Genomic DNA, 20,930 nt, shown 5'->3' on the forward strand with positions numbered 1-20,930 from the left:
AATTATAGTGTGTTAAGAAATTCATCCGGTGTGAATACATTGATTTCAGAAAATTTAAAATCTTTTAGATCTCTGGTAATAATGCAATCCATTGAATTTATTGATTGAGCTGATGTAATTTGAATGGCATCTTCAAAATCTTTATGGTTTGATTTTAAGCTTTTTTTTAAAATTGATTCGGTTACGGCAATTATTGAAATAGTATCCAGTAAATCTTCAATAATAGATCGTAATTCTTTTTCATCAACTACCTTTTTTGCAATATAATGCATGGTTGCAATAGAGTGTGATGAAGAGTACATCGTAATTTTATGTCGTTGGCAATAGTCGAAAATAGATATGGCATTTTTTGAAAATGGAAATCTGTTAGCAACTATATCAACCAATATATTAGTATCAAGAAAAATATGCTTAAAATCCATACTTTTCTCTGTAGTGTTCTTCTTTTACTTTTTCTTCATCAAAATCAGCAGGCAATGTTATTCTTCCAATCAGCTTTTTAACTTTTGGATGAATGTCATCGTAGGTTTGTTCTTTCTCAGTGAGATTTTTAAAATAACTTTCTACCAGTTCAGATAAGCTTCTGCCCGTTTTTTTAGCATACGATTTTGCCTGCTCGATAACTTCTTTTTCTAAAGATAATGTGAGTTTAGTATTCATATACGTAAAGTTTTTACAAATATACGTAAAATAATTATTTTGTATTTTTATTAGCCACGAATTCACGAATTTTTATAAACATTGATTATTAAAAAATAATTCGTGAATTCGTGGCGGTAAAAAAAATCATTTTATTTTCTTCAAAACTTCTTTAGCAACGGCTTTGTATGCTGCGGAATGATCTCCAAAATCTTTATCAAGAATAACTTTTAGTTCAGGATGAATCCAGTCGTAATGCTTTCCTAAAAGATATAAAGTTCTTATCGAATAGGCTTTTGTGGCTACTTTTACATCATTAATCAGCCAGTCGAAACTTACTTCGATACAATCCTGCAGATTTTCTTCGGACAAACAGATTTTATTTTCGTCTTTTTTATAATGTGATTTTACTAAAAGCTGAACGACTTTTGCGATAGGGCGAAGTGAACTTTCATCTTTCAAAACCTTCAAATTCGAACAGAAAAAATCCAAATGTGGCTGCAACCAAAGCAATTCTTCGTAAGAGACAAATTCTAAAATCCAGGAGGCTTTATGATTGTTTTTATCAGATGGAGAAAAACAAATCGAAACTAATTCATCAAATAAAGACGGATTTTCTAAAATGTATTGTGCTGCAAGGAGCCGGTTTTCCCGGGAAGCATTTACATAATCCAGTTTTTTCTGTAGTTCCGAACGCATTTTCCTGAGTTTGATTTAGCCTCTAAAATAAATAATTTAATGAAACGGTTCCGTAGTAATTTACAGGAAGCCCGGGATAATAATATCTTGGGGATGAAGTCCCAACCGGAAGTGCATTTGGTAAAATTAAAGAAGCATATTTTTCATTACTCACATTATTGATCCCAAAAGCAAAATTGGTATTTAGATTACGAAGAATTTCAAAGCGATAGCCTGTTTTTAAGTTGATGATGTTATAAGAATCTGAAAAAGCAGAATTAGCATCATTCATCGGGATTTTATTCACAAATTGATAATCGGCATTCAGATAAATTCCCAAACGGGTATTCAAAATCAATCCTGCATTGACTTTATTTGTCGGAACTCCGGTTAATTTATTTCCCGAATAGTCATTTCCGCTGTCTACAAATTCCTGAAACTCATATTTCCCGACAGAACCGCCAATGTACGAGTTCAGATTAAAAAAGGAATTGATCTGCCAATTGTGTTTCATGGTAATTTCAATTCCTTCATGCAATGTTTTTCCGGCATTAACGCCTTCATATTGATCATCACCGATTCTTTTGGCAACTAATAAATCTTTAATTTCCATTCGGTAAACAGCAATTTCGGTGTAAAGTTTTTTGTTGAAAAAATAGAATTTCCCGCCCAATTCAAAATTATAACCGTTTTCAGGTTTAATATCCGGATTGATTGTCCCGTTGCTCGTTAAAGTTTCTTCGGTGGCAGGGAGTGAAAATCCACGGCTTGCGGAGAAATAGATGGTTTGTCGCTGATTTGGTTTGAACAATAAAGAAAGTTGCGGTGAAAAAATGCCGTCATAACTGTATTTTTCAGTTTCCGTTTTTTGTGGAAGAAAATTCGTGAGTTCAAAATGTGTTTCATTATAATTTAAACCCAATTGAAGCTCAAATTTTTCAGAAAGCAACGATCTGATTTGTGAAAAAATATTGTAAAAATGTCTTTTCTGATCAGTTTCTGTCAATTGATTTCCTTGTAAACTGCCTTGTCCATTATTTTGTTTGTATAAATTTTCGAAAGTGTTTCCATTGTAATTATCTGTGAAATATTCCATTCCAAAAATAAATTGATTTTCTATTTTTCCAATTTCGAAAGTTCCGGAAAACTGAGTTCGCGCCCCTGTTGCAAAAGTGTATTGACGCAAAACATCAAAAGGGCGCGGTTCGTTGCTGTCTTTGTAATTGATAAAAACAGAAGTCGAATTATTCAAATGCTCATTGATTTTGAAATCGTAAGCTAAACCTGCCAAAGTCGATTTGTATTCTTTAAATCCTTTTGAAGCAATCCAGGTTGGTGCTCCGGACTGCGGATTATTGTCATAAGTATCTTTATTAATAGAACTTGGAATAAAAGCTTTCAGATACGTATAATTGGAGAAATAAGTCAATTTACTGTTTTGTCTTCTGAATAATTCTCCGGCAAGTGTAATTCCTTCACGTTTATAAGCACTGTTTTCACGCCAGCCATCAGATTTCAGGTTGTGATAACTTAAATTCAAGCTTGAATTTTTATCATCTAAACTATAATTTAAACTGTTTTTTAATAATCCAAAAGAACCAAAAACAGTACTAATTCCGGCAATTTGTCCTTTATTTTTTGAAAGCTGAGGCGAGATCAAAATGGCTCCGCCCAATCCCGCACCATAAATACTCGAAAGCGGTCCTTTAATGATCTCAATCTGATTCAGGTTTTCTAAATCAATATCATCAATCACGGTTTCGCTGTTTCCCGAAGTCAGCGGAATACTGCCGTAAAAAGCCCTGATTTTATTTGTTCCATAAGGCGTTCTGGCCCCAATACCACGAATCGAAATTCGGGTTGTGGTAAAATTGGAAGACTGCATAAAAACTCCGGGAATCGTATTTACAACAGTTGTGATATCTGTAGCGTTATTTTGCGTCAGTTCTTTTTTGGATAAAATCCCAATCGAAGCCGGTGCATTTTGGAGGCTGTCATTAATATGAAAGGAACTGATAATAACTTCTTCCAGTTTTTCTGTTTTTACGGAATCAATAGATTTGCTTTTTTCTTCTTGTGCAAAACTGTTTTGAAAAACAATTAGAATAAGAAGAAAAAAACAATATTTTTTTAAAATCATAAAAGGTTTTGTTGAGCAGTTTATGCTTAATTATTATACACAATCTTGTCATTTCGACGAAGGAGAAATCACACTCGGGATTCGACAAAGATTGGCGATTTTGATTGTGGAGTTTTTAGTGTGATTTCTCCTTCGTCGAAATGACAAAAATGACTAAAACCTTGTGTTTTTTGCGGTAAAATTAATTGGAATTTGGAATTTAAATTTTGGAATTTATTTTACTTATTAGCCGTCACTTTCCAAATCGTATTTCCGCTGTCGTCATTCACCAAAAGTGATCCATCATTCATAACGGTTACTGCAACCGGACGTCCGTAAACTTCAGCTTTGTCCGTATCTGAAATAAATCCGGTTAGAAAATCTTCTGGCTTTCCGGATGGTTTTCCGTCTTTAAAAGGAACAAACAGCACTTTATAACCTGAAATTACAGAACGATTCCAGGAGCCGTGCTGTCCTACGAAAGCTCCGTTTTTATATTTCGCCGGAAATTTATCTTTCGTATAAAAAGCCAATCCCAAAGAAGCAGTGTGTGCACCAACCGGAACATCCGGAACAATTGCTTTTTCGACAAGATCTTTTCTTTCGCCTTTCATTCTGGGATCAGGAATACTTCCAAAATACGAATAAGGCCATCCATAAAAACCGTCTTTTTTTACACTTGTAATATAATCCGGAACCAAATCGTCCCCTAAATCATCCCGTTCGTTTACCGCAGTCCAAAGTTCTTTATTAGCCGGATTCCAGTCCATTCCAACAGGATTTCTAAGTCCGCTTGCATAAATTTTTTCGCCTGTTCCGTCAGGATTAATTTCCAGAATTGCAGCACGGCGAATTTCTTTATCCATTCCGTGTTCTCCATTATTGCTTCCGGAACCTACAGAAACGTAAATTTTGCTTCCGTCCAGGCTTGCCAGTAAATTTCTCGTCCAGTGATTGTTGTAACCACCTGCAGGAAGTTCAAGAATTTTTTCGCCTTTAGTTTCTAATTTCAGTGGATTATTTTTATAAGGATAACGGTATAATCCGTCTGTATTGGCGATGTAGAAAAAGTCTTTTAAAACCAGCATTCCAAAAGGTTTGTTGAGGTCTTTTATAAAAATCTCTCGTGTTTCAAATTTCCCGTCTTTGTCTTTATCCCGTAAAACTGTAATTTGGTTTTTACTGGATCGTGTTCCACTTTCAACCACGAAAATGTCCTGATTTGGTGCAATGTATGTCCAGCGTGGATTTTCGAATCCGTCAGCAAATTTGGTTACCGTAAAGCCTTTCGGAGCTTTTGGTGTCTTACCATCAGACCAGCCAATCACTTTGCTTTGGTTTCTCTCTGATTCGGTTGCGTAGGGCGGAGGAAGTGTAATATTGCCAATAGCGGTTTTTACAACATTCCCGGGCTGTTTTGCAAACGCTTCTTTTTCTTCTTTTTTAACCTGACCATTACAGGCGGTTATTATAATGAATAAGGATACGGATAATAATTGTATGGTGTTTTTCATGGTATTTTTGATTAAATATTTGTCAAACAACAATTTAATGATTTATAAAATAGTTGCCTGAAACCGTTTGTAAATATTAACTGATATTTAACATTAGTAAAAAAGAACCATTACTATAAAATTTAGATACTTACAGTTTGGTTGTAATTCTGTATCTTTGTCCATTATTTTAAAGAACAAAAATAATGATACAACTTCACGATAAACAATTTGTTCCGTTTATTTCGGCTAAAGAAATTGATTTTGCTTTAACCAAAATTGTGGCGCAGGTAGAAGATGATTTTGGAGATGATACTCCTATTTTTATTGGTGTTTTGAATGGCGCATTTATGGTTGTGGCTGATTTTCTGAAAAAATATAAAAGTCCCTGCGAAGTTTCATTCATCAAAATGGCATCGTATGAAGGAACAGAAAGCACCAATTCGGTTAAGGAATTAATCGGAATCAATCAGGATCTTTCAGGAAGAACTGTTATCATTATCGAAGATATTATCGACACGGGAAATACAATCGAAGAATTAAAACACAAGTTTAAGGAGCAAAATGTAAAGCATTTTAAAATTGCAACTTTGTTCTTTAAACCGGAAGCTTATAAAAAAGACATCAAAATTGATTATATCGGAATCAGGATTCCAAACAAATTCATTGTAGGCTATGGCCTCGATTATGATGGCTTAGGAAGAAATTTACCCGAAATCTATAAGCTGGCCGAATAGAATTAAGCATTTAAAGATTAAATAAATTAAAAAATAACATAACTACATTAACAACACGATTAGAGAATTTCAAATTATTTAAGATTACAAAAATCTTTCAATTTTAAATCTTTTAATCATTAAATTACTTTTATGATTAACATTGTTTTATTTGGAAAGCCGGGAGCAGGAAAAGGAACCCAGGCAGAATTTTTAAAAGAAAAATACAATTTAACACACCTTTCAACAGGAGATATTTTTCGTTTCAATTTAAAAAATGATACTGAACTAGGTAAAAAAGCAAGAGTTTTTATGGACAATGGAGAATTGGTTCCTTGCGAATTAACTACCGAAATGTTAATCGATGAGGTAAAAAAACATCCTGATACTGCCGGATTTTTATTTGATGGCTACCCAAGAACAATCAATCAGGCAGAGGCTTTAGATAAATTTTTACCAACAATTGGGTCTAGTGTAACAGCAACAATCGCTTTAGAAGCTGATGACGAAATTTTGGTAGCACGTTTGCTTGAAAGAGGAAAAACAAGCGGAAGAGCTGACGATCAGGACGAGGATAAAATTCGAGTGAGATACCAGGAATACAACGAAAAAACAGCGCCATTAATTGGGTATTATAAACAACAAAATAAGTTTCATGCCGTAAACGGTATCGGAACAATTGAAGAAATTACAGAAAGATTGACGTCAGTTATAGATAATTTGTAGAAGCTTTTTCCAGCTGTACGTTACAAGTCCTCGCTAAAAAAACTATTTTTCCAAGCCATAAAACGAGCTTCCTCCAGTCGCTGTTTTCTGGCAGGAAAAATTAGTTTTTTTAGCTCCGGGCTTTTCTCTTCCATCTGGGCTATAACACGATTAGGTTACAAATTACATTAACGACTATTATATAACGAATAAGCCACAAATTGGAAATACTAATAATATTTTTTCTAATACTACTAAACGGAGTTTTCTCGATGTCAGAAATTGCATTGATTTCGGCTAGAAAAAACAGACTTGAAACTGCTGCAAAAAAAGGAAACAAAAGCGCTAAAACAGCACTCGACTTAGCCAATTCACCAAACAAATTTTTATCAACCGTACAAATTGGAATTACCTTAATCGGAATTTTGACGGGTATTTATTCCGGGGATAAAATCACGATGGATGTCGAAACCTTTGTTAGCGGATTCGAAGTTTTAAAACCTTACGCGCATTCAGTTGCAGTTGGAATTGTGGTTGTCGTTTTAACTTTTTTCTCATTGGTTTTAGGTGAATTACTGCCAAAACGAATTGGTTTAAATTATCCGGAATCTATTGCCAAAATGGTAGCCATGCCAATGAAAGTGATTTCGATTATCACCGCACCATTTATTTGGCTGCTTACTTCGTCAACGGATTTTTTACTGAATGTTCTTCAGATAAAACCAACTGCCGACGGAAAAGTTACCGAGGAAGAAATCAAGGCAATCATCAAAGAAGGAACCGAAGTAGGCGAAGTTCAGGAAATTGAGCAGGACATTGTGGAGCGTGTTTTTCATATTGGAGACCGTAAAGTAAGCTCTCTTATGACACACCGTAAGTCAGTAGACATGCTTCCTTTAAAAGAAGATAAAGCTAAAGTTAAAGAGCTGGTTGTTCAGGATTTGCATGCAGTGTATCCGGTTTACAATGATAACTATGATGATATTGTTGGGGTTGTAACCTTAAAAAATATTTTTGCCAATATCGAAAAAGATAATTTTGATCTGGCTACTATAATGACAGAAGCACCTTATTTAATGGAACAGACCACTGCTTACAAAGCATTGGAAAATTTCAAAAAAACAGGCGTTCATTATGCATTAGTTTCAGATGAATATGGCGTTTTTCAGGGAATGATTACGCTGAACGATATTCTTGAAGCGCTGGTTGGTGACGCATCTGAATTTTACAAAGATGAATTCCAGCTTGTAGAAAGAGAAGACGGATCATGGCTGGTTGACGGACATTATTCATTGCATGATTTTCTAACCTATTTTGAGTTAGATGAATTAACAAACGATTACGAAGTAAACACCTTAAGCGGAATGATTATGACCGAGCTTTCACATATTCCAAAAGAAGGAGAAAAATTAATTTGGCAAAAATTCGTCTTAGAAGTTGTCGACATGGACGGTGTGAAGATTGATAAAGTATTGGTAAAAGCTTTAAAAGAGTAGAGAGAATTTTGTTTCAAGTTTAAAATGTTTCAAGTTTCAGGTTAGCGTACTGCATAACCTGAAACTTGGAACCTGAAACCTGAAACTACAGATAAAAAAGAAAAAATGACAGAAGGAAATTTTGTAGATTACGTTAAGATATATGTTTCTTCCGGAAAAGGAGGAAAGGGGTCTACGCATTTACATAGGGAGAAATTTATTGAAAAAGGAGGTCCTGACGGAGGTGACGGAGGACGCGGAGGACATGTGTATTTAGTGGGAAATAAAGGTCTGTGGACACTATTTCATTTAAAATTTGCCCGTCATATTAAAGCCGGTCACGGAGGAGACGGAGGAGGAGACCGCAGTACCGGAGCTGATGGAGAAGATAAATTTATCGAAGTACCTTTAGGAACTGTCGTAAAAGATAAAGAAACGGGTGAAACCTTATTCGAAATTACCGAAGACGGTGAAAAAAGAATTCTTTCAAAAGGAGGAAAAGGAGGTTTAGGAAACTGGCATTTCAGAAGTTCAACAAATCAAACACCGCGTTACGCACAGCCAGGTTTGCCGGGTGTAGAAATGGACGTAATTCTGGAACTTAAAGTTTTGGCAGATGTGGGATTGGTAGGTTTTCCAAATGCTGGAAAATCAACTTTATTGTCTGTATTAACTTCTGCAAAACCAAAAATTGCTGATTATCCTTTTACAACTTTAAAGCCAAATTTAGGAATCGTATCCTACAGAGATTATCAGTCTTTTGTAATTGCAGATATTCCTGGAATTATTGAAGGTGCTGCAGAAGGAAAAGGTCTTGGGCATTATTTCCTGCGCCATATTGAGCGTAACTCGACTTTACTGTTTTTAGTTCCTGTAGATACGCCGGATATTAAAGCAGAATATGATATCCTGGTGAACGAATTAACCAAATACAATCCTGAAATGCTGGACAAAGAACGTCTTTTGGTAATCTCAAAATGTGATATGCTGGACGATGAACTGAAAGCCGAATTAAAAGCTGAATTAGACGTGTCTTTCAAAGATGTTCCGTATATGTTTATTTCGTCTGTTGCACAGCAAGGTTTGACAGATTTGAAAGATAAACTTTGGAAAATGCTTAACGAGTAAAAAAATAATAAGTTTTTTGAAGGTGTTCTGTTTTCAGGACACCTTTTTTGTTTGTAATAATGTTAAATTCGCAAAATAACAATAAAATAGGATTGTTGAATTTCATTTTCAACGTAGATTGAGTGTTATGATTGTGAAAATGAATTATCTTCGCATGACTTAAACAAAATAACATGAAAAAAATAATTTTATTCTTGACTATGTGTCTTATGGCTTTTCCTGTAAGAGCCGATGAAGGAATGTGGTTCTTAATGTTTATCGAAAGGCTTAACCATAGAGATATGCAGAAAATGGGGTTGCAATTGACAGCCGAAGAAATCTATAGTATTAACCATCACAGTTTAAAAGATGCTATTGTGCAGTTTAACGGAGGATGTACTGCTGAAATTGTTTCGAAAAGCGGTTTGGTCTTAACCAATCACCACTGTGGTTACGATGCTATTGCAGAACTTTCAACTGCTGAGCAAAACTATTTAAGAGATGGTTTCTGGGCAAAAGAAAGAAGTGCAGAGATGAAACCAAAATCGTTGTACGTTCGTTTCTTTGTTCGTATGGATGATGTTTCGAAAAGAATTTTGTCAAAAGTAAATCCTACAATGACAGAAACTGAAAGAAACAAAATCATTCAGCAGGAAATTGCTTTGATCGAAAAAGAAAATAACGAAGGCGGAAAATATACGGTTTCTGTTCGTCCTTTTTTTCAGGGAAATGAATATTATTATTTCGTTTATCAGGATTATACCGATGTTCGTTTAGTAGGAACACCTCCTGAAAGTGTGGGTAAATTTGGAGGAGACACTGACAACTGGGAATGGCCTCGTCAGACAGGGGATTTCTCAATGTTCAGAGTATATGCTGACAAAGACGGAAATCCTGCAGAATATTCTAAAGACAATGTGCCTTTACAGCCAAAACATTATTTGCCTGTAAGTATCAAAGGTGTAAAAGAAAATGATTTCGCTATGATTTTAGGCTATCCGGGAAGAACAAACCGCTGGATGCCAGCTGGAGGAATCGAACAAAATATAAAATATGCTTATCCTGCATGGGTTGAAGGTGCTAAAACCGGAATGGACCAAATGAAAAAGTATATGGATAAGGATGCAACTGTTCGTTTACAGTACGCTTCAAAATATGCTTCGACTGCCAATTACTGGAAAAACCGTCAGGGTATGATTGACGCATTGACTAAAGCTGGAACTGTAGATATCAAAGCAGCTCAGGAAGATAAATTCTACGAATGGGCAAGTAAACCAGCTAACAAAGAAAAGTACGAAAATGTTATTCCGACTATCAACGATTATTACAGAGAAACGAATTTAAAAGCGACTCACGATAATTATTTAATACAGCTTTTACGTACTTCAGCTTATGCAACCGGACCGGCAACTTTAGGAAACGCATTAATTGCATACTCTAAAGAAAATGACGCTAAAAAAGCAGAAATGCTGCCTAAAATCAATGCAATGGTGGAAAGTATTTATGGTGAATTTTATCCTCCATTAGAAAAAGATGTACTGACAGCACAATTAAATTTATACGCTGCAAAAGCGGCTGAATATGGTTTAGCACCACAAATCGCTAAAATGAAAGCGGCTAATAATGGTGATTTTACTGCTGATGTAGCAAAAGCAACCGAAACAAGTTTTTTCACTTCAAAAGAAAAAGTTTTAGAATACTTAGCAAGCCCAAAACCGGCTGCACTTCCACTAGATCCTTTGTATATTATATCTTCTGATTTATTGGCAAAATACCGTGCTAAAACACCGGATCAGGCAAAAGCTGATGACGGATTTGCAACTGCTTACCGTGTGTTAGTAGAAGGTTTAAGAGAATCAAAACTGAATGCTGTTAAATATCCGGATGCAAACTCTACTTTGAGATTAACTTATGGTAAAGTTCGTGCTTTGCCAGCTGATCCTCGCAACGACGCTAAAATCAACAACTATACTACAATGGAAAGTATGGTGAAAAAATATAAAGCAGGAGATCAGGAATTTGACTTACCGGCTCGTTTATTAGAATTGAATAAAGCAAAAGATTACGGACAGTATGCTGATAAAGCAGGATATATGCCAGTAAATTTCTTGACAGATAATGATATTACAGGAGGAAACTCTGGTTCACCGGTTCTAAACGGAAAAGGAGAATTAATCGGAATTGCTTTTGACGGAAACATCGAAGCAATGGCAGGAGACGTAATTTTTGACTCTAAATTACAAAGAACTATCAATGTTGATATTCGTTACGTACTTTGGATTATTGACAAATACGCTGGAGCAAAAAACATTATTGACGAATTGACGATTGCAAAATAGTCTCAATTAAGTTTTAAAAATTAAAACCGACAGATTTCAAATTTGTCGGTTTTTTTTATTGTCTTTAATTAGTATGTCAGGCTGAGCGGAGTTGAAGGCTTGTAAGTTGAGAAAAGCTTCGACTCCGCTCAACCTGACAAAAAGAAAAATTACCCTCTTTGGAATTTGGAATTTTCTTTTTTGGAACTTTGATTATTTCACTTTCACCCGAATTCCTTTAGTATGACTTGCAAATTCAGGAGCATACATACTTTGAATAGTTGTAATTCCATTAGAAAATTCTCCGCTGTTATTTACTCTGATGTCATATTCTAAAACATAAGTTCCTTTGTTGATTTGATTAAAAAAGAAATGTGTCGCAGCATCTTTGGTACTCATATAATAACCCAATCTATCTTTGTACTGATATTGTGAAAGTACATTTACAGGTTCAAAACAAGAAGCACGCATGTCTTTCAAATGAATATATTCTACATCTTCTTTAGTAGTAATAACTAATCGGACAGTGACCAAATCACCTGTTTTTAAAGGATTTTTAGTTGTGATTCTTTCTAATTCATCACCTTTCAAAGTATTTTTCTTCAGATATAATTCTTTCGAAACCGATAAAACCGCGCCGGAGTTATTTTTTATTTTATCCAAATCTTCAAAATACTGCCAGTAAAGACCTCCAAATCCTGCAACTTTAGATTTATTCTCAATTTTTACCGAAGCCATTTCTTTTTTCATTTCTTCAGCTTTCCAGTTCATTTTGATATAGCCGGTTGCAGCTTCTTTTTCGTTTTCAGCTAATTTTTTGGTTAGGATTTTTTCATCCCCAATTTTAATAACTGTATTGTCCTTTACAGAAAGCCAGTCGGTTCCCTGCATCAATAGAGCATAAATCGCTTCAGTGGTAGATTTTGTCGTTGGCCAGTTTTTAGTTTGTTTGTTTTTTAATAACCAGACTTTCATTGCATCAACAGATTTGGTGTCGTGAGTCACTTCGGCAAAAGCCTCGATCAATAAAGCCTGAGTTTCAATTGGAGCCTGATACCAATACCAGCCAGCTTTATTGCTAATCCAGTACATGCCCCAGTCTTCGTTATTGGAGGCAGTTTCTTTCAGACTTTCGATAATTGTTTTGGCGGTTTCTTTTTCTCCAAAACGATTTAGAGTCAATGCCGTAAGACCTTTTTCATATATCGAATAATTAAGCCATTCTTCTTTTGCTCTTTCGAAATAGAGTTTAGTCGCTTTTTTTAAAGTATCTGAAAGTGGGTGTTTCTCTAAATAAAAACTTCTGGTATAAAGATAATGCAAGTCAGAATACGGATTAAGCCACAATAGTTTTTCTCCTTTTTTTAAGTTACCGGTTCTCGTTTTATGGTATTCTAAAAACTTTTGATCTAAATATGGAATTCCGGTTTTGGCAATTTCATCAGTTTTTGAAGTACTGTTTTCATCTTTACTCAGTTTTGATAAATGTCCTAAACCTGCCAAAATATGTCTGGTAATATATTCGCTTTCATCGCCACCTTCAAACCATGGAAAACCTCCGGAACTATTTTGTTTCTTTTTTAGTTTTTCAAAAGTGGCTTCCTGAGATGTTTTCATTTTTTCCAAGTCAAATAAAAGAGCCAGATTCTTTTTCTTTTCGTCTTCGGTTTGTGATGCGTCATTCAGCCATGGTGTTTCTGCCAGAATAATCGATTTTAATTCTTCGTTTTCTTCTAACTTGGAATTCAGTTTTCCATTTTTTCTCCAGTCTTCAAAAACAGTTGCGATTTTAGGATTGCTCGAAATAATTTCAGAAGCCAGCGCATTGGCATAAAATCGGGCAAAAGTCTGTTCGGCACATTCATGTTCATATTCCATTAAATAAGGAAGTGACTGAATGGCAATCCACGTTGGGTTTGACGTATATTCTAAAGTAAATTGGTGATTTCTTAAAGTGCTTGAATTGTTGTTTTTTAAATTTTCAAACGTATATTCTTTAGTCGAATTTTCACGGACCCAAACCGGAATACTTTCAGTTACGAGCATGTTGTTAGTCAAAACCGGAAGTATGTTTTCTTCCCCATCAGAGAAATTACCCGATTTGGCTACGATTTTATACTGAACACCTTGTAGACCTTCAGGAATTGTAATCGTCCAGTTTGCTGTTGTATTGCCAAAAGCCGGAATTGTAAAGTTGTTAATGTTTTTAGCGTTCAGCATTTTCGCATCAATTGGCTGCATGGTTGCGGCATCAAAAAACTGTAAGCTTGCGATTCCGGTTTTGGCTTCGGCGGTAACATTCGAAATTTTGGCGCTAATAACAATCGTATCTTTTTCTCTAAAGAAGCGTGGGAAATTCGGTAAAACCATCAATTCTTTTTGTGTAATCACACTTTTTTCCAAATAGCCTGAAACAGCATCTTTATTATGTGCTATCAAACGAAGTTTCCACGCAGTCAATGCCTCAGGCGAAGTAAAATTGAAACTCACTTTCCCTTTAGAATCTGTTTTTAAATTTGGAAGAAAGAATGCGGTTTCCGAAAGGTTTTTTCTAGCTTTTACTTGCGTTAATGCTTCTAATGCTTTTTTTGTTGTGACAATTACAACACCGTTTGCCGCTCTGCTTCCGTAAAGTGTTGTTGCTTCATTTCCATTCAAAAAATCTATATCTATAACATCATCTGGATTAATTTTGTTGAAATTACTTTCAGATGAAATTTCGCCATCAATAATATACAATGTTGACGAGTCAATAGCAACGGATGATAATCCTTTAATAATCTTTTTGCCCGGAATAAATTTTACTTTATTCGTTTGAAAATAGTATTCGGGACTTGAAGATGCGGCTAATAAAGCAGGTTTCACAAATCGAACCATATCTACTTTTGCTGCAGCAGAATCGACTACAACGTTACTTGCTCCGGCTCCAACAGGCTCATCAACTGTTAGTACAGCATCTGGATCTCCTTTGATCGTTTCACTGCCTACTTTTTTATCTTTAATATCAACAATCGTAATGGCCAGTGATTCTCCATATCTACTGTTATGAAAATTAAAACCAAACCATTTTAGCCTAATTTCTTCATCTTTTAAATTGGACCATGGATATGCTTTGTTTAAATAATTAACATTAGAATAGATTTGTTCAAAACCTATTGAAGTTTTAAAATTAGCACGATTGTAATTGTAACTATTAAATTTTAATAATTCCCATTCTGTAACAGTGAACTGATCTAAAGAGCTGTCGTACATCGAAGCCAACACTTCGGCTTCCGTTTTAGTATGAAGTCCGTTTAACTTGAATGACCAGTTTTCAGGACTTCCTGGTTGTATTTTAGTTCTAAAACTTTCTACAGTCCATTCTAATTTTGGTTCTTGCGTTTTTAAAGAAACTGCAATTTCATCTGTAAAAATTTCGTTCTCAAATACACAATCAAATCCTATTTTTATTTGTTTTTCAAATTCAATTTTCAAAGGAATTTTAATCGTTGTTTCGTGATTTTTCAAATGAACAACGTTTTCAAAATAAATCTTATTTTCATAGTTGGCATTGGTTATAAGGTAAAGTTCTGGAATAACCGATGCTACTTTTATTAAAGCATAACCATCTTTTTTAGGATCAGCGTTAACTTGTTCTACGGTAAATAATTTACTTGGATCGTATTTATCTTTACTTTGTTTAATGCTAAAGTTTGAAGTCGTTTCGATAGGATTATTAAAAGTATCTTTTGCTGAAAATACTATTTTGTAGTTTCCGGATTTATAATTCGAAATAAAGTCTAAAACTATTTTTTTGTCTTTTTCTGTATCAACTTTTTTGGAGAATAATAAGGTTTCAGAATGTTCTTTATTAATTGAGTTTTCTGATATTTCATAAGGGAATAATTTTTCAAAATCTTCTTTAGAAATTATTTCCAGTTCTGGTTTGTTAAAAATTGCAGGTTTAAATTTGTTAGAAAACGGACTTACAAAATACAATTTTACTTCACCTTTAACAGCCAAAAATTCACCATTTAAATTGGTGCTGCTTAGCGTAATTTCGTTTTTTTCTTTGGTGTCAATGCGATTCGGAATTTGCGCATTCAATATTAAATCATGATATCCAATTTTTATAGATGTGTGAGCCGTATGCGTTTCGCCGTTTATATCAGTTACTGTAGCTTCGATTTCATAATTAAAAACCGGTAAATTTTCTTTTAAACTGTTTTCTGAAGGTAATGGTGTAAAATCAATAGTAAATTTTCCCGAAGCATCTGTTTTAGTTTCTCCAACAGCCAAAGTTTCATTTTCTTCACGACCGTAATAATTTCTAAAATAAGTAGTATATCTTGATACCGTATATTTTACAACAGCATCTGAAATAGAACTTCCCGCAAAAGCTTTTGCATTTCCTTTTATTTTGACTGGCACATTAAGTTGAAAGCTCTCTTTTTTAGAATCAAAAGTGACTTCAAATCTTGGACGTTTGTATTCTTCAACGTCAAAATATCTTGTAGAATTTTCCAGATTTGTATTGTTCCAAAATGTTTCGTCGGCTTTTTCAATATTTTCAGGACGATAAACCCCGATATGATAACCACCTGTTATTCCATTTTTAGGAATTACAAATTCTCCAAAAAAGGATCCATATTCGTTTGTCTTTACGTCAAATTCTGTTATCTTTTGATAATTGCCATTCGTAACGATAATCTTATAGTTTATATTGGCTATAACGCTTGTTTTAGTTTTGTTCTTTTGAATAGCAATACCTTTAAAATAAACAGTTTGACCAGGTCTGTATATAGCGCGATCTAAATAGAATTCGACTTTTGCATCTGTTCTTTTATTTTCAGGTATTTTATATTCTTCAGCATATTGAATGTAATTTTTAGGAATTACGATACTGTCATTTTCAAGAATAAATTTGATTCTTCTGGGATCATATGCATATTGATTGGAGCTTGTTTTAAATGATGCCATTCCGTCAATATTTGTCTTTTTTACTTCATTCTGAAGTTGAATGGTAACATTTTCAAGCGGCTTTCCTGTTTTTCGATCCAGAACCTGATAGGTTTCGGTTTGATCTTTTCTGGAAACAAGTGCTGAAATATTTGAAACAGCAATAGTTTCATAACCAAATGCTTTTTGTTCTTTTGCATCAGAATCACTTTCAAAATAAACCAAATAGTTTCCTTTGGGTAATTTTGGTAATAATACTTCAGTCGAATAGTGGAAGTAATCTTTTTTATCAATCAAATTATAAGTTTCAGAACTAATTTTCTTTTGTTTCTGAAGAATCAATTTGACCAAACTGTCTTTTCTAATTTCAGATCCTTCTTCAAATTTAAAAGCTTGAGATAAATCAATCTTATAAAAAGAAATGGTTAGTTTATTTACATTATTATAACTTATGTGAGCTCTTGTATTTTCATTTTCATAGCTGTTTTTTACAAGTTCAACAGAGAGAAATTTTGATAGTATATTTTGTTTTTGAACAGAAGCTAGTTTTGATGTATTTGATTTGTCATCACTTTTTATAATTTCATCAAGTAATGCCAAGGCTTCAACTTTATTGTTAGGGTATGTTTCCTTAGAAGCCAATTCCAGTAAAACTTTAGCTTTTGCTAGTTTTATATTCTGAATAAGATCATTTTTAGTCGCTTTTTTTGCCAGTCGATCTAAATAAGAACTAAAACTTTCAGCCGAATCAAGTAAAATTTCAGAACAAAATTGTGCGCGTTCAAACTGATTTTCTAATGAAGGATTATCTGTTTCCAGTTTTTGATATAAAGACACAATTTTCCTGGCATTCTCATCTTTTACTAAATCAATATTGAATTTTAAAAATGAATCTGAATCTCCTAAAAGTTCTTCTTTATGATTGTTTAAAGTAGTATGGTCAATTTTCCAACGCTCTATCCTCTCTTTATAAAAAGTAATATTTTCTTTTACTAAATAAGTATATAAATTTTCCTCTTTAAATTTTTCAAGCGAAGGAAAATCAAAAATATCTTTATAACGTGTTAATGGCGTTTTTTTTAAAATTTCTTCATTTTCTAATGTTTTTTCGAAAGTAAGAACTACATCATTTTCAGAAACAAGATCCGAAGTAATATAATCAGATTCCGGAACCGCTACAGAATCAACTTCCTGAATTTTAATTCCGGTAACAGATGCACTGTCAATCGTTGCAGCCGCTTCATCGATAAGAGCAGCTGCGCTATCAACAACTGAGGCTGCACTGTCTACATATGCCACTGCACTATCGACAACTGCGTATACGTCATCATAATAATTGTAGTTGTTTTTTAGATGTTTGGCATAAATGAGATTCAAAATCGCTTTTGAAGGTATTGAAACTCTATTGATATCTTTTTTTAAGTTTTCTGCAATTTTGGTTTTTGCATTTTCATCAAGTATCTGAAGATATTTTGATTGATAAAAAAAACATTTTATCATTTGTGGCTCATCTTTTTTAGCAACGGCTTTTTTATAAATTTTAGTAACAACCTCATTTGCAGATTTAATTTTGCCTTCGTTCTCATAAGCAATTGCTTTCTTCCATTTTTTATCATTTTGCTGTGCAAATAAAGTTGTCGAAAAAAGCAGGAAAACAAAAAGTATATTTTTCATAAAGTGATTTTACTATTTAGAGATTAGTTTCTTAAAAAGGTTGCAAAAAAAGTTTTAAATAATTTTCGTACAAATTACTAATTTATATCTAAAAGCAAATATGCATTTCATAATTCCTTATTTTTGAGTTATGAAAAAACTTCTGCAGCTTCTTTTTTTGCTTGCGCCAATTTTGATTTGGCCACAATCGAATTTTGAAAAAGCCGAAAAGCTATTTCATGCCAAAAAGTATGAAGAAGCTCAAAATCTTTTTGAAGGAATTTTAAAAACAAAACCTTCAGATATAAAAACTCTGGAATATTTGGGAGAAATTGCAGCGCATCAAAAAAAATGGATGGAAGGAGCAGAATATTTCAGGAAACTGAAAGAGCTAAAGCCTGCTGAGGCTGATTATTTTTATAAATTTGGAGGCTGTCTGGCGATGAGAGCCAATGAAGTTAATAAAATAAAGGCTTTCGGAATGGTAGACGATATGCGGGAAGCTTTCGAAAAAGCGATTAGTCTCAATCAGAAGCATATTCCTGCACGATGGGCTTTGATTGAAATTTATCTGCAATTACCGGGAATTCTAGGAGGCAGCGAAACAAAAGCAATTTCTTATTCAAATGAATTGGCGAAAATTTCGCTTGTCGATGGATATTTGTCAAAAGGAAGAATCGAAGAATATTTTAAAAGATATGATTCGGCGGAAAAAAATTATAAAAAAGCACATGAAATTGGCAATTCAAAAATTACATTTCAAAAATTATATAATTTATATTTGAACAAATTAAAAGAGCCTAAAAAAGCACAGGAATTAAAACGAAAATTTGACTCAAAATAATCAAATCTCAAATACTGAATTCTGAAATCAATTAGAATTTGGAACTTAAAAATTGAAATTTTAAATGAAAACACATTTCATCGCCATAGGCGGAAGTGCGATGCACAATTTAGCGTTAGCATTACATAATAAAGGATATCAGGTAACAGGAAGCGACGATGCTATTTTTGAACCTTCAAAATCAAGATTAGAGAAAAAAGGAATTCTTCCTGCTGAAATGGGATGGTTTCCTGAAAAAATTACTTCAGATATTGATGCCATTATTCTTGGAATGCATGCCAAAGCAGATAATCCGGAATTATTGAAAGCTCAGGAATTAGGATTGAAAATCTATTCGTATCCCGAGTTTTTATACGAACAGTCTAAAAATAAAACCCGTGTTGTAATTGGAGGTTCTCACGGAAAAACGACCATTACATCGATGATTTTGCACGTCATGCATTACCACAATATTGTAGTAGATTATATGGTAGGAGCACAGCTGGAAGGTTTTGATACGATGGTTCATTTAACAGAAGAAAATGATTTTATGGTTTTAGAAGGAGATGAATATTTATCATCTCCAATTGACCGTCGTCCGAAGTTTCATTTGTACCAACCCAATATTGCTCTGATTTCGGGAATTGCCTGGGATCATATCAATGTGTTTCCAACGTATGAAAATTATGTAGAACAGTTTGAAATTTTTATTTCTAAAATTACAAATGGCGGAATCTTAGTTTATAACGAAAATGATCCAGAAGTAAAACGTGTTTCAGAGGCCGCAACAAATCCAATTCGTAAACTTCCTTATCATACGCCGGAATATTCGGTAAGTGATGGTGTAACGTTGTTAAAAACGCCCGAAGGCGATATGCCGATCGAGGTTTTCGGGGCTCACAACTTGAATAATTTAGCTGGAGCCAAATGGATCTGCCAAAATATGGGGGTTGATGAAGCCGATTTTTATGAAGCAATAGCAAGTTTTAAAGGTGCATCAAAACGTTTAGAAAAAATTGCTGAGGGAAAAGGTAAAGTAGCCTATAAAGATTTTGCACATTCTCCAAGTAAAGTGGCGGCCACTACAAAAGCGGTAAAAGAACAATATCCAGACAGAACTTTAGTGGCTTGTTTAGAATTGCATACCTATAGTAGTTTAAATGCCGAATTCTTAAAAGAATATGAAGGAGCACTTGAATATGCAGATATTGCCGTTGTGTTTTATTCTCCGGATGCGGTAAAAATTAAGCAATTAGAAGAAGTGACTTACGAACAAATCGCCACTTCTTTCAATAGAAAAGATTTGATTATTTATACCAATCCAGCTGAATTCAAAGAATATCTATTCAATTTAAATCTGGACAATTCAGCTTTATTGTTGATGAGTTCAGGAAATTACGGAGGCTTGAACTTTGATGAAGTTAAGACTTTGATTGAGTAAATTAATAAGTTAATCGATAATTTGATAATGTGCCAATTGTTTCAGTTGGCACTTTTTTTTGTTTTAGAATTAAGGGGAAATTAGATAATGGTACACTTGTTTTTCAGTCGTCATTTTTTTTAAATTATCTAATTGACAAATTTCTAATTATCTAATTTGAATCCCTTCGTATTTAAAGTGTCCCACAATTTTATAAGCAAATAAACAATCTTCTAATACCTGACCACCACCAACATTATGAACAATAAGGTTACGTTCTCCATCATCTGATTTTTTGTTTGTGACAATTCCAATGTGAGGTAATTTGTCTTTTATCACCCAGGTAACGATTTCTCCTGTTTTATAGTCTTTCGCATTTTCAGAAACAGGTAGTTTTGTTCCTTTTCTTTCAAAGAAAACTTCTAAATTAGGAACTCTGCGATGATCGATATTTGTATCGGTTTTTGTCATTCCCCATTTTTTTAAATTAGGATATACTGCAAAATTTGCATTCATGTCTTCGTGAACTTCTTTTTGTAAATCGATTCCCAGTTTCCGGTACGCCCTGATTATTACATCGGTGCAGACTCCTTTTCCTTCCGGTATGTCGCCATTGGGGTATTTTATGGCAAAATAAGCAGGGTCATATTGTATCGATGGATCAATTATGGAAATTGCTGCTTCGGATAATTTTTCTTCAAAAGTTTTTACAACAGTTTTAGAGGCGGCACTAAAGGTTAATTTGTTGCTTTCTTTTTGATTACAGGAAAAAAAGGAGAGTACAATAAAAATGAGACAGATAGCTTTCATTGTTTTTTGTTTTAAAATTAATGATTATCAAAATAA

14 protein-coding genes are annotated in these 20,930 nt (G+C 33.9%); 7 read left to right on the plus strand and 7 right to left on the minus strand.

Annotated elements, in window-relative coordinates; genetic code table 11:
- Positions 1-2: 2 nt before the first annotated feature.
- The 5 genes from AAEO57_RS02085 to AAEO57_RS02105 all read right to left on the minus strand — a co-directional run bounded on the left by AAEO57_RS02085 (position 3) and on the right by AAEO57_RS02105 (position 4,950).
- The gene (locus AAEO57_RS02085; protein WP_341689054.1) at positions 3-422 is read right to left on the minus strand and encodes a type II toxin-antitoxin system VapC family toxin; all 420 of its coding nucleotides are present in this window, start codon (positions 420-422) and stop codon (positions 3-5) included.
- Positions 412-660, minus strand: a complete 249-nt coding sequence (locus tag AAEO57_RS02090) for a DUF6364 family protein (RefSeq protein ID WP_341689056.1) — start codon at positions 658-660, stop codon at positions 412-414. Before AAEO57_RS02090 ends, AAEO57_RS02085 begins: the two co-directional genes overlap by 11 nt.
- A 126-nt stretch (positions 661-786) precedes the next feature.
- Positions 787-1,338 (minus strand): hypothetical protein, encoded by a 552-nt coding sequence (locus AAEO57_RS02095; protein WP_341689058.1) that lies wholly within the window; start codon positions 1,336-1,338, stop codon positions 787-789.
- Positions 1,339-1,360: 22 nt separating this feature from the next.
- Positions 1,361-3,457 carry a TonB-dependent receptor gene (locus AAEO57_RS02100; RefSeq protein ID WP_341689060.1) on the minus strand — a complete coding sequence of 699 codons (2,097 nt, stop codon included), beginning with the start codon at positions 3,455-3,457 and terminating at the stop codon, positions 1,361-1,363.
- 218 nt (positions 3,458-3,675) lie between these two features.
- Entirely contained in the window at positions 3,676-4,950 is a 1,275-nt protein-coding gene (locus AAEO57_RS02105) for a PQQ-dependent sugar dehydrogenase (RefSeq protein ID WP_341689062.1), read from the minus strand.
- Between the two features lie 185 nt (positions 4,951-5,135).
- On the opposite strand from AAEO57_RS02105, the gene hpt reads away from it, so the two are divergent.
- From hpt to AAEO57_RS02130, 5 genes are all read left to right on the plus strand, one after another.
- Positions 5,136-5,666 (plus strand): hypoxanthine phosphoribosyltransferase, encoded by a 531-nt coding sequence (gene hpt, locus AAEO57_RS02110; protein ID WP_341689064.1) that lies wholly within the window; start codon positions 5,136-5,138, stop codon positions 5,664-5,666.
- A 132-nt stretch (positions 5,667-5,798) separates the two neighbouring features.
- The gene (locus AAEO57_RS02115; RefSeq protein WP_341689066.1) at positions 5,799-6,371 is read left to right on the plus strand and encodes an adenylate kinase; all 573 of its coding nucleotides are present in this window, start codon (positions 5,799-5,801) and stop codon (positions 6,369-6,371) included.
- 200 nt (positions 6,372-6,571) lie between these two features.
- The gene (locus tag AAEO57_RS02120; RefSeq protein ID WP_341689068.1) at positions 6,572-7,846 is read left to right on the plus strand and encodes a hemolysin family protein; all 1,275 of its coding nucleotides are present in this window, start codon (positions 6,572-6,574) and stop codon (positions 7,844-7,846) included.
- A 105-nt stretch (positions 7,847-7,951) separates the two neighbouring features.
- Positions 7,952-8,953, plus strand: coding sequence for a GTPase ObgE (gene obgE / locus AAEO57_RS02125; RefSeq protein WP_341689070.1), 1,002 nt, complete (start codon positions 7,952-7,954; stop codon positions 8,951-8,953).
- A gap of 173 nt (positions 8,954-9,126) precedes the next feature.
- Entirely contained in the window at positions 9,127-11,271 is a 2,145-nt protein-coding gene (locus AAEO57_RS02130) for a S46 family peptidase (RefSeq protein WP_341689072.1), read from the plus strand.
- Positions 11,272-11,463: 192 nt separating this feature from the next.
- Here AAEO57_RS02130 and AAEO57_RS02135 read toward each other — a convergent pair whose 3' ends face one another.
- Positions 11,464-17,862 carry an alpha-2-macroglobulin family protein gene (locus AAEO57_RS02135; protein ID WP_341689075.1) on the minus strand — a complete coding sequence of 2,133 codons (6,399 nt, stop codon included), beginning with the start codon at positions 17,860-17,862 and terminating at the stop codon, positions 11,464-11,466.
- Between the two features lie 130 nt (positions 17,863-17,992).
- Between AAEO57_RS02135 and AAEO57_RS02140 the strand changes: the two genes are divergently transcribed.
- Together AAEO57_RS02140 and AAEO57_RS02145 are read left to right on the plus strand one after the other, a co-directional pair.
- Positions 17,993-18,685: a tetratricopeptide repeat protein gene (locus AAEO57_RS02140; protein ID WP_341689077.1), complete on the plus strand. Its 693-nt coding sequence runs from the start codon at positions 17,993-17,995 to the stop codon at positions 18,683-18,685.
- Positions 18,686-18,749: 64 nt separating this feature from the next.
- On the plus strand, positions 18,750-20,105 hold the full coding sequence (locus AAEO57_RS02145) for a UDP-N-acetylmuramate--L-alanine ligase (RefSeq protein WP_341689079.1): 1,356 nt from the start codon (positions 18,750-18,752) through the stop codon (positions 20,103-20,105).
- A gap of 147 nt (positions 20,106-20,252) precedes the next feature.
- Here the strand turns inward: AAEO57_RS02145 and AAEO57_RS02150 are convergent, their stop codons facing one another.
- Entirely contained in the window at positions 20,253-20,894 is a 642-nt protein-coding gene (locus AAEO57_RS02150; RefSeq protein ID WP_341689081.1) for a DUF1287 domain-containing protein, read from the minus strand.
- Positions 20,895-20,930 lie beyond the last annotated feature (36 nt).

Source organism: Flavobacterium calami (assembly GCF_038290035.1).
GTDB lineage: Bacteria > Bacteroidota > Bacteroidia > Flavobacteriales > Flavobacteriaceae > Flavobacterium > Flavobacterium calami.